Origin of the sequence: Saccharothrix sp. NPDC042600, from assembly GCF_040647305.1 — a bacterium.
Classification (GTDB): domain Bacteria; phylum Actinomycetota; class Actinomycetes; order Mycobacteriales; family Pseudonocardiaceae; genus Actinosynnema; species Actinosynnema mutabilis.
Genome location: NZ_JBEZBW010000066.1, coordinates 30,797 through 45,591, shown reverse-complemented (window position 1 = coordinate 45,591; position 14,795 = coordinate 30,797). Strand labels below are relative to the sequence as shown.

Annotated in this window: 13 protein-coding genes; 10 read left to right on the top strand and 3 right to left on the bottom strand. The window is 73.2% G+C overall.

Going from position 1 to position 14,795, the window contains the following annotated elements; genetic code table 11:
- Positions 1-118: 118 nt before the first annotated feature.
- From AB0A74_RS30025 to sph, 5 genes are all read left to right on the top strand, one after another.
- A complete protein-coding gene (locus AB0A74_RS30025) occupies positions 119-1,510 on the top strand; it encodes a LuxR C-terminal-related transcriptional regulator (protein ID WP_358254649.1) in 1,392 nt (463 codons plus the stop codon).
- 204 nt (positions 1,511-1,714) lie between these two features.
- Positions 1,715-2,389, top strand: coding sequence for a DUF1986 domain-containing protein (locus tag AB0A74_RS30020; protein ID WP_358254647.1), 675 nt, complete (start codon positions 1,715-1,717; stop codon positions 2,387-2,389).
- 148 nt (positions 2,390-2,537) lie between these two features.
- Complete coding sequence (locus AB0A74_RS30015) at positions 2,538-3,425, top strand: peptidase (RefSeq protein ID WP_358254645.1); 888 nt, start codon at positions 2,538-2,540, stop codon at positions 3,423-3,425.
- Between the two features lie 63 nt (positions 3,426-3,488).
- On the top strand, positions 3,489-4,958 hold the full coding sequence (locus tag AB0A74_RS30010; protein ID WP_358254643.1) for a carboxylesterase family protein: 1,470 nt from the start codon (positions 3,489-3,491) through the stop codon (positions 4,956-4,958).
- A 66-nt stretch (positions 4,959-5,024) separates the two neighbouring features.
- Positions 5,025-5,957 carry a sphingomyelin phosphodiesterase gene (gene sph, locus AB0A74_RS30005; RefSeq protein WP_358254642.1) on the top strand — a complete coding sequence of 311 codons (933 nt, stop codon included), beginning with the start codon at positions 5,025-5,027 and terminating at the stop codon, positions 5,955-5,957.
- Between the two features lie 3 nt (positions 5,958-5,960).
- Here sph and AB0A74_RS30000 read toward each other — a convergent pair whose 3' ends face one another.
- Positions 5,961-8,771, bottom strand: a complete 2,811-nt coding sequence (locus AB0A74_RS30000; RefSeq protein WP_358254640.1) for an AbfB domain-containing protein — start codon at positions 8,769-8,771, stop codon at positions 5,961-5,963.
- A 202-nt stretch (positions 8,772-8,973) separates the two neighbouring features.
- On the opposite strand from AB0A74_RS30000, the gene AB0A74_RS29995 reads away from it, so the two are divergent.
- The 4 genes from AB0A74_RS29995 (at position 8,974) to AB0A74_RS29980 (ending at position 12,462) form a co-directional block, all read left to right on the top strand.
- A complete protein-coding gene (locus tag AB0A74_RS29995; RefSeq protein ID WP_358254638.1) occupies positions 8,974-9,963 on the top strand; it encodes a LacI family DNA-binding transcriptional regulator in 990 nt (329 codons plus the stop codon).
- An 18-nt stretch (positions 9,964-9,981) separates the two neighbouring features.
- The gene (locus tag AB0A74_RS29990) at positions 9,982-10,731 is read left to right on the top strand and encodes a class I SAM-dependent methyltransferase (protein ID WP_358254636.1); all 750 of its coding nucleotides are present in this window, start codon (positions 9,982-9,984) and stop codon (positions 10,729-10,731) included.
- Positions 10,732-10,848: 117 nt separating this feature from the next.
- A complete protein-coding gene (locus AB0A74_RS29985; protein WP_343937049.1) occupies positions 10,849-11,526 on the top strand; it encodes a Crp/Fnr family transcriptional regulator in 678 nt (225 codons plus the stop codon).
- Between the two features lie 336 nt (positions 11,527-11,862).
- Positions 11,863-12,462 (top strand): trypsin-like serine protease, encoded by a 600-nt coding sequence (locus tag AB0A74_RS29980; protein ID WP_358254634.1) that lies wholly within the window; start codon positions 11,863-11,865, stop codon positions 12,460-12,462.
- A gap of 35 nt (positions 12,463-12,497) precedes the next feature.
- Here AB0A74_RS29980 and AB0A74_RS29975 read toward each other — a convergent pair whose 3' ends face one another.
- Positions 12,498-13,157, bottom strand: coding sequence for a response regulator transcription factor (locus tag AB0A74_RS29975; protein ID WP_358254632.1), 660 nt, complete (start codon positions 13,155-13,157; stop codon positions 12,498-12,500).
- On the bottom strand, positions 13,154-14,251 hold the full coding sequence (locus AB0A74_RS29970) for a histidine kinase (protein WP_358254655.1): 1,098 nt from the start codon (positions 14,249-14,251) through the stop codon (positions 13,154-13,156). Before AB0A74_RS29970 ends, AB0A74_RS29975 begins: the two co-directional genes overlap by 4 nt.
- A 133-nt stretch (positions 14,252-14,384) precedes the next feature.
- On the opposite strand from AB0A74_RS29970, the gene AB0A74_RS29965 reads away from it, so the two are divergent.
- Positions 14,385-14,774 (top strand): hypothetical protein, encoded by a 390-nt coding sequence (locus tag AB0A74_RS29965; protein WP_358254630.1) that lies wholly within the window; start codon positions 14,385-14,387, stop codon positions 14,772-14,774.
- The last annotated feature ends 21 nt before the right edge of the window (positions 14,775-14,795 follow it).

Here is a 14,795-nt window from a genome sequence, read left to right as displayed (position 1 = left end):
AGGTGGCGGGCAAACTCCACCGTGAGGGTTTCCGCACTGCCGCGCTGGCAGACAGCTTCCGGTCAGACCTGGTGGCCGCTTCACGACGTGGTGAGACCGGGTCCGCGCCCGGCTGGTCATGGTCGACGCGGTCGGCTACGCCCGCACGGCCGTCGCCGCGATCATGGGCGAGGCGCTCAGCCACGCCCGGGGCGACGCCGCCCTGGAGGCGTCGGCCGAGTACCGGTTCGCGGTGCACTCGGCCGCCGGCGGCGACTTCCGCACGGCCGCCCGGCACCTCGCCGACGCCGTCCTGCTCGCCCGCACCGCCGGGGACGTGCCCACCGAGGTCATGTCCCTGTGCTCGCTCACCCTGTGCCAGGCCGCCCTGGGCGACACCACCGCCGCCGGCACCCTCGACCTGGCCCGCCGGATCGCGCCCGAGCGGCTGGTGACCGCGCACGTCGGCACGCGGTGGGCCACCGCCCGCCTCGACCTGTTCGCCGACCGCCTGGACGCGGCCGACGAGCACCTCACGGCGCTGCTGGACCACGCGGCCGACCGCGGCACCCGGTCGGAGGTGGTCGGCATGACGTGGGCCGCCGTGGAGGTGTGGGTCGCCCTGGGCCGCTGCCGGCAGGCCCGCCACCGCGCCGGCGAGGTGCTGCGGCTGGCCGAGGAACTGGGCTGCGACGTCGCCGTCGCCTACTACGGGGCGGCGCTGGCCGAGGCCCACGGCGGTGACCCGGCCGTCGCGGACGCCCTCGCCCGCAAGGGCGCGTCCCGGGCCGAGGCCGACGGCGACCACTCTTTCCTGGCGCGCAACCTGCACGTCCGGGGCCTGGCCGCGTTGACCGCGGGGCACCCCGAGCGGGCGGTGGACCCGTTGCACCGGGCGGTGGAACTGGAACTGGGCATGGGCGTCGTGGACCCGGCCGTGTTCGCGGTCCGCCCGGACCTCGCCGAGGCCCTGGCCCTGTCCGGTCGCCTGCCGGAGGCGGCGGGGCTGATCGGCGGCGCGCGGGCGTGCGCGGTGCGGCTGGGTCGGCGGGGCGTGGTCGCCGCGCTCGACCGGGCCGACGGCCTGCTCCGGTTGGCGCTCAAGGACCACGCGGGCGCGGAGGTGTCGTTGAAACGGGCCGTCGAAGCGCACGAAGACCTCGGGCAACCGGTCCAGCTCGGGCGCAGCCTGCTGGCCCTGGCCGTCGCCGAACGCCGCCGCAGGCGCCGGGGGTCCGCCCGGCGGCTGCTCGACCGGGCTCGGCTGGTGTTCGCCGGGTGCGGCGCGCCGAGCTGGGCCGACCGCGCGGCGGCGCTGCTGGGCGACACCCCGGACGGACCGACGCTGACCGGGTTCGAGACGCGGATCGCCCGCCTGGTCGCGGGCGGCGCGAGCAACCCGGAGGTGGCCGCGCGGCTGACCATCAGCGTCAAGACCGTCGAGGGGGCGCTGACCCGGATCTACCGCAAGCTCGACGTCCACAACCGGACCCACCTGGCCGCGAAGCTCACCGCGCGCCACGAGCCATAGCCGCGCCGGCAGCCGGAGCCATAGCCGCGCCGGCAGCCGGAGCCATAGCCGCGCCGGCAGCCGGAGCCGGAGCCGCGCCGGGAGCCGCACCAGGGGGCCGAAGCCGGAGCGGGAGCGGGAATCCCCCGTTTCCGGGGCGGGGGTCCAGCCGCCACCCTGACCCTCGCTTGTCCCACCCTGCCCAGCGGACGAGGAGATCCCTGCATGCGTCCCTTCATCCTGGCCTGCGCGCTGATCTGCGCGGTCTTCACGCCACCGGCGAGCGCCGCGCCGAGCGACGGCGTCGAACCGATGATCATCGGCGGCTCGTACGTCACCTCGGCCCCGTGGGCCGCCGCGGTCTACCGCAACGGTTCCTTCACCTGCTCCGGCACGATCATCTCGGCCCAGTGGGTGCTCACCGCCAAGCACTGCGTCGGCTCGGGCCTGACCGTCCGGGTCGGCAACGTCTACCGCGCCCAGGGCACGCCCAGCTCGGTCAGCCAGTACGTCAACCACCCGCAGGCCGACCAGTCCCTGCTCCGGCTCGCGACGCCCATCCAGACCAGCCAGTACTCGCGGCTGGCCGACGCCAACCCGCCGACCGGGTCCACCAACCAGATCTACGGCTGGGGCTACACCAGCCGCTCGGGCCCGGTGTCCTCGCAGCTCAAGACCGCCGACGTGCGGCTGACCTCGATCTGCCGCGACTACTACGGCGGCCAGGCGCTGTGCAGCAGCCGCATCACCGGCAACGCGTGGTCCGGCGACTCCGGCGGCCCGCAGATGTACAACGGCCTGCAGGTCGGCGTCGCCTCCACGGCGGACGGCACCTCGACCCAGCAGTACAGCAGCGTCTCGGCCACGCGCGCCTGGATCCGCTCCACCTCGGGCGTCTGAGCCCGCTCCCGCGACCCCCGGCGTCCACTGTGGACGCCGGGGGTCGCGGGCGTTGTCACCCGTTCGCCGGAGCCCCACCCGCGCGGTCTTGAGTAATTTTCACGTCACGGTCCCCTGCCGTTGATCGACCCACGAGAGGTGGAAGATCATGAACCGTGCCGTGAAACGCCTGCTCACGCTCGCGGGCGCGTTAACCCTGTCCCTGGTCGCCGTGCCCGCCGCGCAGTCCGCGCCCGGGACCTACTGGACGCCGGAACGGATGCGCTCCGCCGTCCCGCTCGACACCCTGACCGTCAGCCCGGCCAAGCTGCGCGGCGTCGTCCCGACGGGCACGCCCACCACGGTCGAACCGCTCGCCTTCCCCAACGGCGGCAGCGCGTGGACCGGCGGCGGAGCCGTCGTCAAGACCGCCGGCCGGGTGTTCTTCACCTACCAGGGCCGCAACGCCTCGTGCAGCGGCAACGCCGTGACCAGCGGCAACAAGAGCACGGTGATCACCGCCGGGCACTGCGTGAAGCTCGACGGCGCGTACCACACCAACGTCGCCTTCGTGCCCGCCTACGACAACGGCAACGCCCCGTACGGCACGTGGAACGCCCGCGCCACCTTCGCGACCCCGCAGTGGGACGCCTCCGAGGACATCAACTACGACATCGGCGCGATCGTCGTCGGCCAGGTCGGCGGGCAGTACCTGACCGACGTGGTGGGCGCGCAGGGCATCGCGTTCAACCAGGCCAAGGCGGACAACATGTACGCCTTCGGCTACCCCGCCGCCTCCCCGTACGACGGCAGCAAGCTCATCTACTGCAGCGGCCGGACGTTCAACGCCTTCCTGAGCAACGGCATCGGCATGACCTGCAACATGACCGGCGGCGCGAGCGGCGGCCCGTGGTTCAAGACCTTCTCCGAGGCGACCGGCACCGGCACCCTCAACTCCGTCAACAGCTACAAGATCAACTTCTTCCCGAACTGGATGTTCGGCCCGTACTTCGGCGCCGACGCCCAGAACCTCTACACCAAGGCGCAGGCCGCCTGATCGCGTAATTCGGTCGCACTCCCCCCGCGCGGCGAGCAGGATCGCCGCGTGGAGGGAGCCGCGATGCCCGAGGTCCGCACGACGACAGGCCGGGTGCGCGGCACCACCGACGCGGGGGTCGCGGTCTTCAAAGGCATTCCCTTCGCCCAACCCCCGGTCGGCGCGCTGCGCTTCGCGGAACCGAAGCCCGCGCTGAAGTGGGACGGGGTGCGCGAGGCCGTCGCGTACGGGCCGCCGCCACCGCAGGCCGGCGTGTTCGGCATGGCCGACCTGGCCCGGGGCGCGGGCGAGGACTGGTTGACGGTCAACGTCTGGTCGCCCGAGCCGCGCGCGGGCGCGGACCTGCCGGTCATGGTGTGGATCCAGGGCGGCGCCTACACGATCGGCATGGCGAGCCTGCCCGAGTACGACGGCGCGCGCCTCGCCCGGCACGGCGTGGTCGTGGTGACGTTCAACTACCGGGTCGGCGTGGAGGGCTTCGCGCACGTCGAGGGCGCGCCCGCGAACCGGGGCCTGCTCGACCAGGTCGCCGCCCTGGTGTGGGTGCGCGACGACGTCCGGGCGTTCGGCGGCGACCCGGACCGGGTGACGGTCTTCGGCCAGTCGGCGGGCGGCGGGTCGGTGGCGGCGCTGTTCGCGGTGCCGCGCGCGACGGGCCTGTTCCGCCGCGCCGTCGCCCAGAGCGCGCAGGGCACGTACTTCACGCCCGAACTCGCCGCCGACATCGCCGCCGCGTGCGCCGCCGAACTGGGCCTGCGCGCCACCGCCGCCGACCTGGCGACCACGGACCCGGCCCGACTGCCCGCCGCGGGCGACGCGGTGATGGCGGGCATGTCCCGCCGGGCGGACCGCTGGGGCCGGGCCGCGCACCGGTCGATCCTGTTCTCGCCCGTGATCGACGGCGAGGTGATGACCGCCACCCCGTGGGAGGCGCTGGCCGGGGGCACCGGCATCGACCTGCTGGCCGGCCACACCCGCGACGAACAACGCCTGCTCACCGCCCTCGACGGGCTGCTGGGCCAGGTGACCGAGGACCACGCCGCGACCGCCCTGGAGGTCTTCGCGCCGGGCGGCCCCGACCGGTTCCGGGCGGCCTACCCGGACGCGAGCCCGGAGGAGCTGTACGAAGCGGTCCACTCGGACTGGCTGTTCCGCATGCCGACCCACCACCTCGCGCTCGCCCACGGCCGCGCGCACCTCTACGAGCTGACCTGGCCCGCGCCGGGGATGGGCGGCGTGCTGGGCGCCTGCCACGGCCTGGACGTGCCGCTGGTGTTCGGCAACCTGGCCGGCGGCCAACCCGCCGCGCTCATCGGCGGGTCGGAGGAGGCCGAGGAGCTGTCCCGCGCCATGCGCACCGCGTGGACGGCCTTCGCGACCCACGGCGACCCGGGTTGGCCCGTGTACGACACCACCCGACACCTGACACGCCTGTTCGACACCGAACCCACCGTGGCCGCCTACCCGGAGGCCCGGTCCCGCGAGGTGTGGCGGGACCACGCGTTCCCCGCACTGCCGTTGATCAACAGCTGAACACCCGACGACGGGCCGCCCAACGCCCTTGTGCGGCCCGAGCCCGGCCGTGCACGATCACCGACCATGAAGACGCGAATCCTGCTCACGTCTTGCCTCGTGGCGGCCCTGACCGCGACCGGCACCCCGGCGACGGCGGCGCCGACCGCGCCCAAGATCGCCTCCTACAACGTGTTCATGCTGTCGAGGGCGCTGTACCCGAACTGGGGCCAGACCACCCGGGCGGACCTGATCGACCGGCAGAACGTCCTGGCCGGTCAGGACGTCGTGGTCCTCCAGGAGTTGTTCGACAACACCGCCGGCGACCGCCTGCTGACCAACCTGTCCGACACCCACCCGCACCGGACCCCGACGGTCGGCCGCACCCGGTCGGGCTGGGACGCCACGGTGGGCGGCTACCGCGACTCGGCGGCCGAGGACGGCGGGGTCGCGATCGTCAGCCGGTGGCCCATCACCCGCCGCGTCCAGCACCTGTACCGGGACGGCTGCGGGGCCGACTGGATGGCCAACAAGGGCTTCGCCTACGTCCGGCTGGCGTCCCCGAGCGGCCCGGTGCACGTCATCGGCACCCACATGCAGTCCGAGGACCCGGGTTGCACCACCTCCGCCGCAGCGGTCCGCGCCCGCCAACGGGCCGAGATCACGGCTTTCGTCACGGCGGAACGCATCCCCGCCGGCGAGCCGCTGTACGTGGCGGGCGACCTGAACGTCATCAAGGGCACCCCGGAGTACTCGGCGATGCTGACCGACCTGAACGCGGCGGCGCCGACCTACACCGGCCACCCGTACTCGTGGGACTGCGCGGACAACAGCGTGTGCCGCGACCAGTACGGCGCGGAGTACGCCTCGGAGCACTTGGACTACGTGCTCACCGTCCAGGGACCCGTGCTCGCCAACGAGACGCGGCGGGTCAAGAGTCCCGTGTGGACGGTCACCTCCTGGTTCGAGACGTACTCCTACACCGACTACTCGGACCACTACCCCGTGTTCGCCTCCTGACGGCTACGGGGCCCAGGGCGGGGCGACGGCCCAGCTTCTGTCCGCGGTCAGGGTTTGCGGGCGGTTGTGCTCGGCGCCGTCGCCGGAGGCGATGTGGACCGCCGCGTTGAAGTGCCGCAGGTACCACCCGACCAGGTTGATCGACTCGAAGGTCACGCCCGTGCCGCCGAGCCCGGGTCGGGCGCAGAAGGTGGCGTCGGCCTTGAACAGGGCCGAGCCGTCGTCCGGCGAGTTCCGCGCCCGGGAGTCGGCGTGCCGCAGGTACTGGCCCGGGTAGTTGACCGACTCGAACGAGTAGCACGACGAGTCCGCCAGGCCCCGCCGCACGGTGTAGGTGGCGTCGGCCTTCAGCAACGCGCTGCTGCCGGCGTCCACCACCTCCGTGTACGCCAGGCTGCCCGAGTGCCGCAGGTACCGGTCGGTGTAGCCCCAGGTCGTGACGCGCAGCGACTGCCGGACGTCCGTGGCGAGCAGCACCGAGCTGCGCCACAGGGCGGGCGCGGCGGTCTCCCACGTGGCGTCGGCGGCGAAGCTCGTGGCGGTGTCCCAGGGGTTCGGGCCACCGCTGCGCGCGAGGTACACGTCCTCCGCGTAGTGGCGCAGGTACGCGCCCGGGTTGTTCAGGGACTCGAACGACGCGCCACCCGCGGCCAGGCCGGGACGCGCGCACCAGGTGGCGTCGGCGCGGAAGGCGCCGCCGGTATCGCTGTCGGTGCGCACCCGTCCCGCCGCGTGCCGCAGGTAGCGGCCGGGGAAGTTCACCGACTCGAACGAGTGGCACCGCGGGTCGGCCAGGCCGAGGACGGTCCGGTAGGACGCGTCCTGCCGCGCGCCGTCGGGACCGGCCGCGGTGAGGACGTCCGTGCGGGCCAGCGAGTTCGCGTGGCGCAGGTAGCGGTCGGTGTGGCCCGGCGTGGTCACGCGGAACGAGCGGACGTGGCCCACGGTGAGCCGGACCGGGGAGTTCAGGTTGCGGGAGGTGCCGATCACGTCCTGGTGGGCGGCGCGGACCTGGGCCGTGTCCACCTTCTGCACCCGCCGGTCGTAGGTGACCAGGCCGTTGTACTCGCCTTCCACGTCCGTGATCTCGGTGTAGACGTACGCCGAGACGCCCTTGGTGGTCATCAGCTGCCGCACGTCCCGGACCATGCCGGTGTACCGGTCGTTGAGCCGGTCGGCGCTGAAGACCTGCTCGTAGGCGAAGAACCGGCCGTTCGGGCTGTACTCGTGGCCGGGGCTGCGCAGGCCGATGCCGCCGAACTCGCCCAGCGCGGACACCCGCGTCGCCGACGGGCGCGGGGCGTCGGGGCCGGTGTAGACGTGCCAGTCGATGATGTCGCCGGTGCCCGGGTCGCCCTTGGAGGCGCAGCAGTTGTAGCCGCTGTGCGGGTTCATCAACCGGGTCGGGTCGTGGTTCTCCAGCGCCGCGGTGACCCGCCGGGTGTCGTCCAGGTTCCACTCGCCCCAGCCCTCGTTGAACGGGACGTAGGCGATCACCGCCGGGGAGGAGCGGTGCTCGTCCACGATCTCGCGGGCTTCGGTCTCGAACTGCGCGATCTGGGCGGGCGTGCGGGTGGGATCGCCGGTCGGGGTGGACGGGATGTCCTGCCACACCAGCAGACCGAGCCGGTCGGCGTGGTGGTACCAGCGCGCCGGTTCGACCTTGATGTGCTTGCGGACCATGTTGAAGCCCAGGTCCTTGTGCTTCCGCAGGTCGTACGCCAGCGCGGCGTCGGTGGGCGCGGTGTAGAGGCCGTCGGGCCAGAAGCCCTGGTCCAGGGTGCCGACCTGGAAGACGAACTCGCCGTTGAGCGTCGGCCGCAGCACGCCGTCGACCACCTTCGTGCCGACCTCGCGCATGCCGAAGTAGCTCACCACCCGGTCCACGGTGGTGCCGCCGGCGTTGCGCAGCGAGACGCGCAGGTCGTAGAGGTACGGGTCGTCGGGCGACCAGCGCCGGGCGTTCGGGACGGGCACGGTGAACTCGGTGAACCCGCCGGAGGCGCTGCCCACGACGGTCGTGCCCGCCATGGCTTCGGCGAACACGCTGTGCCCGCTGACGTTCCCGCGCGTGAAGACCCGCACGCGGGCGGTGTTGTTCGACAGGTTCGGGTGGATGTCCACGGAGTAGACCGACGACGTCGGCGTGGGTTCGAGCCACACGGTCTGCCAGATGCCCGAGGACGGCGTGTAGAAGATGCCGCCGGGGTTGTCGACCTGCTTGCCGACCGGCTGCTTCTCACCGCGCCCGTCGGTCGGGTCGTACACGCGCACGACCAGTTCGTTCGCGCCGCCGCGCAGTTGGGCGGTGATGTCCACCTCGAACCGGTCGTAGCCGCCCCGGTGGGTGGTGACCTGCGCGCCGTTGACCCACACCGTGGCCTCGTAGTCCACCGCGCCGAAGTGCAGTTGGACGCGGCGGCCGTTCCAGGCGGCCGGGACGGTGAACGTGCGGCGGTAGAACATCAGGTCCCGGTTGTCGTTGCGCATGATGCCCGACAGGCCGGACTCGATCGGGTAGGGCACGAGCACGCGTTCGGGCAGGGTCCGGCCCAGCGGCGGGGCGGCGTAGCGGTCCACGTTCCCGGCGGCGTCGGTGGCGGGGTTGAGGAACTCCCACTCGCCGTTGAGGGACTGCCAGTCCGGGCGGGTCATCTGCGGGCGCGGGTACTCGGGCAGCGGGTTGGTGGTGGACACCTGGCCGGTCCACGGGGTGGTCAGCGGCGGCGGTTTCGGGACCACGGCGGCGGAGGCCGCCGGGGCGACGAGCCCGGTGACCAGTGCGGCCACCGTCAACGCGATGAGGCGACGCATCGGACTCCTTTCGACGCAGGGGTCGCTCGCGAGCGGTCGGCGAGCGTTGGAGCACGACCACGACCAGCGGGAACGCGCCGCTGACCACGCCGCACGGGCGTGACCCAGGTCACTGAAGTCGTTCTTACATCGTTGGTACAACGTTGTAAAGGCCCGTCGGGGCGGTACCATCGGGGTCGCTCAACAACCGGGAGGCAGTGGGTTGGCCACGCTGAAGGACGTCGCCGAACTCGCCGGCGTGTCGGTCAAGACCGTGTCGAACGTGGTCAACGGCCACGCCTTCGTCAAGCCGGAGAACCGGCGGCGGGTGGAGGAGGCGCTGGCGGCGACCGGGTACCGCCCCAACCTGGGCGCGCGCAACCTGCGCCGGGGCCGCACCGGGTTCCTCGCCCTGGTGCTGCCCGAGTTGGGCATCCCGTACTTCTCCGAGTTGGCCGGCTTGGTGCTGCGCGCGGCGCAGGCGCACGAGTGGAACGTGCTGATCGAGCAGACCCTGGGCACGCGCGAAGGGGAGCGGGCGGCGCTGGCCGCGCTGGGCACGCACCTGGTGGACGGCGCGATCGTGAGCCCGGAAGCGTTGTTGGAGGGCGATTTCGCCGACTTGGCGCTGCCGGTGGTGATGCTCGGCGAGCACCCCGTGGACCTGCCCATCGACCGGGTGGGCATCGACAACGTGCGGGCGGCGGAGGAGGCCGTGCGGCACCTGGTGGCGTCGGGGCGCACGCGGATCGCGGCGATCGGAGCGCACCCGGCCCGCGGCACGGCGGCGTTGCGCCTCAAGGGCTACCGGACGGCGTTGGCGGCGGCCGGGTTGCCGTTCGACGAGTCGTTGGTGGCCACGGCCCTGCACTACCACCGCGCCGAGGGCGCCGCCGCGATGAAGGCCTTGTTGGCGCTGCCCGAGCCGCCGGACGCGGTGTTCTGCTTCAACGACCTGCTGGCCGTGGGTGCACTGCGCACGGCGGCCGACCACGGCGTGCGCGTGCCGGAGGAGCTGGCCGTGGTGGGGTTCGACAACAACGAGGAAGGCGCCTACCACCGCCCGTCGCTGACCACGGTGGCCCCGGACAAGGCCGCCATCGCCGAGGCGGCCGTCACCCTGCTGCGCCACCGCGTGGAGGCGCCGGACCGGCCACACGAACAGGTGCAGACGCCGTTCCGGCTGGAAATTCGCGAGAGCACAGCGCGTTGATCCGCCACCATGGTCCTCATGCGCACGTTCGAGGACCTGGTCGCCGAAGCGGCGGCGGCGGACGTCTCCGGGTGGGACTTCGGCTGGCTCGACGGCCGGGCCACCGAGGAGCGCCCGCCGTGGGGCTACGTCCGGCTGCTGGCCCAGCGGCTGCCCCGCGCCACGGCCGCGTTGGACATCGACACCGGCGGCGGCGAGGTGCTGTCCGAGGTGCCGTCGTTCCCGGCGCGCATGTGCGTGACCGAGGGGTGGGCGCCCAACGCCGAGCGCGCCGAGGCCCTGCTGGGGCCGCGCGGGGTGGAGGTCGTCCGGACGCCGCCCGACTCGGGGTTGCCGTTCCCCGACGGGTCGTTCGACCTGGTGGTCAGCCGTCACCCGGTGCGCCCGGACTGGCCGGAGATCGCCCGCGTCCTGACGCCCGGCGGCCACTACTTCGCCCAGCACGTCGGCCCCGGCTCGGCGCTGGAGCTGACCGAGTACTTCCTCGGCGAGCGGCCCGGCCCGGACGGCCGCGACCCGCACACCGAGGCGGCGGAGGCGGAGGCGGCCGGCCTGCACGTGGAGGACCTGCGCGTCGCCCGGTGCCGCATGGAGTTCTTCGACATCGGCGCGGTGGTCTACATCCTGCGCAAGTGCGTGTGGTGGGTCCCGGACTTCAGCGTGGACCGCTACACCGACACGCTGCGCCGCATGGACGCCCGGATCCGCGCCGAAGGCAGCTTCGTCGCCCACTCGACCCGCCACCTGTTCGACCTGCGCCGAGCCTGACCGGTCCCCGAAGACCGGTCAGTGACCACCCCTTGGCCCTCCGCAGCGCGGCGGAATGGTGAGATGGTCGTGCCGACGACGCGAAGTGGACTGGATTTCGGTGCGGGGGACGCGGGGATGAGCGGTGTGAGCTTGCTGGAGCGGCTGTCGGACCGGGTGGCGGGGGCGCTGCTCGAACTCGGCGGGCCGGTGGGCTACGGGTCGGGCGAGATCGTGTTCAGCGAGGGCGGCGAGGACGGGCACGCCGTGCTGGTGCTGACCGGCGCGGTCAAGGTGCGGGCCACCGACGAGGCCGGGGACTCGGCGCTGCTGGCGGTGCTGTCGGCGGGCAACCTGGTCGGCGAGATGGCGGCGCTGGACGGGCAGCCCCGGTCGGCGACGGTCGTGGCGTGCGGCGCGGTGACCGGGCGGCTGATCCCGCAGCACCAGTTGCTGGACTTCGTCGACTTCCACCGCGAGGTGCTGGTGGAGCTGTTCCGGGTGCGCGCCGACCAGGTCCGCTGGGCCAACGAGCTGCGCCGCGCCATGCCGCACCACGCGGCCACCCGCATCGCGCGGGTGCTGGGCCACCTCGTGCGCCACCACGGCTCCCGCACGACCGCCGGGTGGACGCTGGACCTGCCGCTGACCAACGTGGAACTGGCGTCCATCGCCGGCATGAAGTCCCGCACGGCGGAGAAGGCGTTCAGCCGCCTGCGCGACGCCGGCGTGGTGCTGACCAGCACGCGCCGCGCCGTCCTGGTCCCCGACCTGCCCCGCCTGGACCTGATCGCCGCCGGCCACGACCTGCCGTAGCGGGTCTCACGCGGTCCGGCGGCGGGCGCGGCGCTTGGCCAGGTCCGGCCGCCGCGCCGACGCTTCTCGATTCGTGACCGGTCTCCCGCCGCCCAGCGCAACTCCCGCGCGCTCGTGACAATAGTGTTCCCGCAAGGGTTTCAGAGAATTCCAGAAGCCTTTTCAACCTCGCGTTGACACCGCGGAGCCGCGTTCGTGACGATCGCCGGGTCAGTGATTCCCCTCCGTTTACCCTGCGATGGAGAGTGGCCTGTGCGTGTTCGGATTCTGGTCGCGGCTACCGCCGCGGCCTTCGGTCTGGTCAATGGGACAGCGTCGTCCGCCACCGCGGACGACGTGACGCCCTACATCATCGGTGGTGGCACGGTGTCGTCCGCGCCCTGGGCGGCGGCGGTGTTCCAGAGCGGGCGGTTCGCCTGTTCCGGGACGATCATCTCGCCCGAGTGGGTGCTCACCGCGCGGCACTGCCTGTCGTCGAGCATGTCGGTGCGGGTGGGCAGCGTCTACAAGTCCTCCGGCGGCACCACGGCGGGTGTCGTCCGCCAGGTCGCCAGTTCGCGTTCGGACTTCGCGTTGCTGCGGCTGAGCCGCTCCGTCGCCACCACCTACGTGACCCTCGCGTCGGCGGACCCGGCGGTCGACTCGACCAACGCCATCTACGGGTGGGGCCGGACCAGCTACGACGGTCCGGCGTCCGAGCAGCTCAAGACAGCGAGCGTGCGGGTCACGTCCACGTCGTGCAGCGACTACATCGGCGGCCGGGCCATCTGCTCGGTCGGGATCGACGGCAACGCGTGGAAGGGTGACTCCGGCGGCCCGCAGATGGCCAACGGCGTCCAGGTCGGCGTGGCGTCCACGGCGGACGGGCGCAGCCGGCAGACCTACGGCAGCGTGGCGGCCAACCGGAGTTGGATCCGCGCGGTCACCGGCGTCTGACCGGGGTGGCCCGCCCCTCCCGCGCGGGGGCGGGCCTACCCGCCGCCCGGGGTCACCAGGCCGGACTCGTAGGCCAGCACCACCAGTTGCGCGCGGTCACGGGCGCGCAGCTTGGTCATGGCGCGGTTGACGTGGGTCTTCGCGGTCAGCGGCGTGATGACCATGTGGTCGGCGATCTCGTCGTTGGACAGGCCCCGGGCGACCAGGGCGACGGCCTCGCGCTCGCGGTTGGTGAGCTGGTCGAGGACGCCGGTGGTCAGGTGCGGCGGCTGGGTGACGTACCGGTCGATCAGCTTGCGGGTGATCGACGGGGCGAGCAGCGCGTCGCCGCGGGCCGCGACCCGGACCGCGTGCAGGAAGTCCTCCGGTTCGACGTCCTTGACCAGGAACCCGGCGGCCCCGGCGCGCAACGCGTCGAACACGTACTCGTCCAGGCCGTAGTTGGTGAGGATGACGACGTGGGTGCCGGCCAGGTCGGGGTCGGCGGCGACGCGGCGGGTGGTCTCCACGCCGTCCAGGACGGGCATCTGGATGTCCACCAGCGCGATGTCCGGGCGCAGTTCGCGGATGCGGTCGAGGGCCTCGCGGCCGTTGGCGGCCTCGGCGACGACCTCGATGTCGTCCTCGGCGTCGAGCAGCGCGCGGAAGCCGCTGCGGATGAGCGGCTGGTCGTCCACGAGCAGGACCTTGATCACGGGGTGCGCTCCACGGGGAGTTCGGCGTGGACGGTGAACCCGCCGCCGGTGCGGGGTTCGGCCCGCAGGCGCCCGCCGAGCGCGGTGACGCGTTCGCGCATGCCGAGCAGGCCGACGCCGGGGGTGGGGTCGGCGGGGGTGGCGGTGCCGTCGTCCTCGACGCGGATGTCGAGGGTGCCGTCGCGGAAGCCGATGCGGACCTCGGCGCGGGCGGCGGCGGCGTGGCGGGTGATGTTGGTCAGCGACTCCTGGACGATCCGGTAGGCGGTGCGCTCGACGGCCGCCGGGATGTCGCGCCGGGGGCCCTCGATGGTCAGGGTGAGGTCGAGGCCGGTCGAGCGGACCTGGTCGACCAGCCCGGTGACGTGGTCGATGCCGCGCGGCGGTGACACGTCGTCGTCGCGCAACGCGCCGAGGGTGGCGCGCAGTTCGCGGGTGGCTTCGCGGCCGGCGTCCCGGATCGCCAGCAGGGCCGGCGGCACCTCTTCCCCGCGTTTGCGGGCCAGGTGGACGGCCGCCTCGGCCTGGACCTTGATGACCGAGATCTGGTGGGTCAGCGAGTCGTGCAGTTCGCGCGCGATGTGCAGGCGCTCCTCGTTGGCCCGGCGGCGGGCGGTCTCCTCGCGGGTCCGCTCGGCCTCGTCGGCGCGCCGCTCGGCCTGCCGCAACGCCTCCCCCGCGCCGGCGACCCCGACCAGCCACCCGATCTCCAGCACGCCCCGGGCGTGGGCGAACGACTCGGCGGCGGCCCCGCCGGGTTCGGCGAGCATGTCCGCGAACGGCAGCGTGAGCAGCAGGGCGACCGACGCGCCGACCACCACCCACCGGTGCCCGGCGCGCATGGCGGTGTAGACGGCGACCAGGTACGCCACGGCCGGCAGGTCCAACCCGGCGGCCTGCGCCCCGACGGCGCACACGCCGGTGACCGCCAGCACGGCGCGGGGCGCGAGCCGGCGGGCGACCAGCGCCAGCCCCCCGGCCGCGGGCAGCAGGTACGCGGCCGGCGCCACCCCGGGCGCGGACCAGCCGGTGATCACCAGGACGGCGGCGACTCCGACGCCGATGCCCCAGTCCCAGACGCCCACCCGCCCCATGCGCATGGCGGAACCCTAACCACCCGACCCCGCGGTGGAGTCCTCCCCGTGAAGCAAACCCGGCCTACCACGACCGCGGTAGGCGGGTCCCGCGCGGGCGGGGCCGTTCGGGGCGATCGCTTAGGCTGGTCGCATGATCTTCTACTCGGACGACGAGAGCCGCGCGCTGCGCACCGCCGTGTTCGGCGTGATGGTCCTGGTCTCCCACGCCGACCCCGGGCCCGTGATCCAGGAGCGCTACGCCGGGCTCAGAGCGCTGACCAACCTGTCCCCCGAGCTGCGGGTCGTCCTGCACGCCGCCCGGTTCGACCTCTCCTCGCTGTCCGACGCCGAGCTGGAGAGCCGGGTCCTGGAGGCGCTGCGGACGTCGATGGAGGTGCTGGAGGCGAAGGACCCGGCCGAGGCCGCCACGTTCCCGCAGGCCGTCGAGGCGATCTGCCACGAGGTCGCCGCCGCGGACGGCCAGGTCGTCGAGGTCGAGGAAGCGGTGATCGCCAAGGTGCGGGAGGCGCTCAAGGGCTGAGTCGCCGAAAAGAATAGTTGT

Excerpts from the sequence above, each read along its gene's own strand:
- AB0A74_RS30000 (WP_358254640.1), bottom strand. The coding sequence starts at position 8,771 with ATGCGTCGCCTCATCGCGTTGACGGTGGCCGCACTGGTCACCGGGCTC.
- AB0A74_RS29970 (WP_358254655.1), bottom strand. The coding sequence starts at position 14,251 with ATGGGGCGGGTGGGCGTCTGGGACTGGGGCATCGGCGTCGGAGTCGCC.
- sph (WP_358254642.1), top strand. The coding sequence starts at position 5,025 with ATGAAGACGCGAATCCTGCTCACGTCTTGCCTCGTGGCGGCCCTGACC.
- AB0A74_RS30015 (WP_358254645.1), top strand. The coding sequence starts at position 2,538 with ATGAACCGTGCCGTGAAACGCCTGCTCACGCTCGCGGGCGCGTTAACC.
- AB0A74_RS30020 (WP_358254647.1), top strand. The coding sequence starts at position 1,715 with ATGCGTCCCTTCATCCTGGCCTGCGCGCTGATCTGCGCGGTCTTCACG.
- AB0A74_RS29965 (WP_358254630.1), top strand. The coding sequence starts at position 14,385 with ATGATCTTCTACTCGGACGACGAGAGCCGCGCGCTGCGCACCGCCGTG.
- AB0A74_RS29990 (WP_358254636.1), top strand. The coding sequence starts at position 9,982 with ATGCGCACGTTCGAGGACCTGGTCGCCGAAGCGGCGGCGGCGGACGTC.
- AB0A74_RS30025 (WP_358254649.1), top strand. The coding sequence starts at position 119 with ATGGTCGACGCGGTCGGCTACGCCCGCACGGCCGTCGCCGCGATCATG.
- AB0A74_RS29985 (WP_343937049.1), top strand. The coding sequence starts at position 10,849 with ATGAGCGGTGTGAGCTTGCTGGAGCGGCTGTCGGACCGGGTGGCGGGG.
- AB0A74_RS30010 (WP_358254643.1), top strand. The coding sequence starts at position 3,489 with ATGCCCGAGGTCCGCACGACGACAGGCCGGGTGCGCGGCACCACCGAC.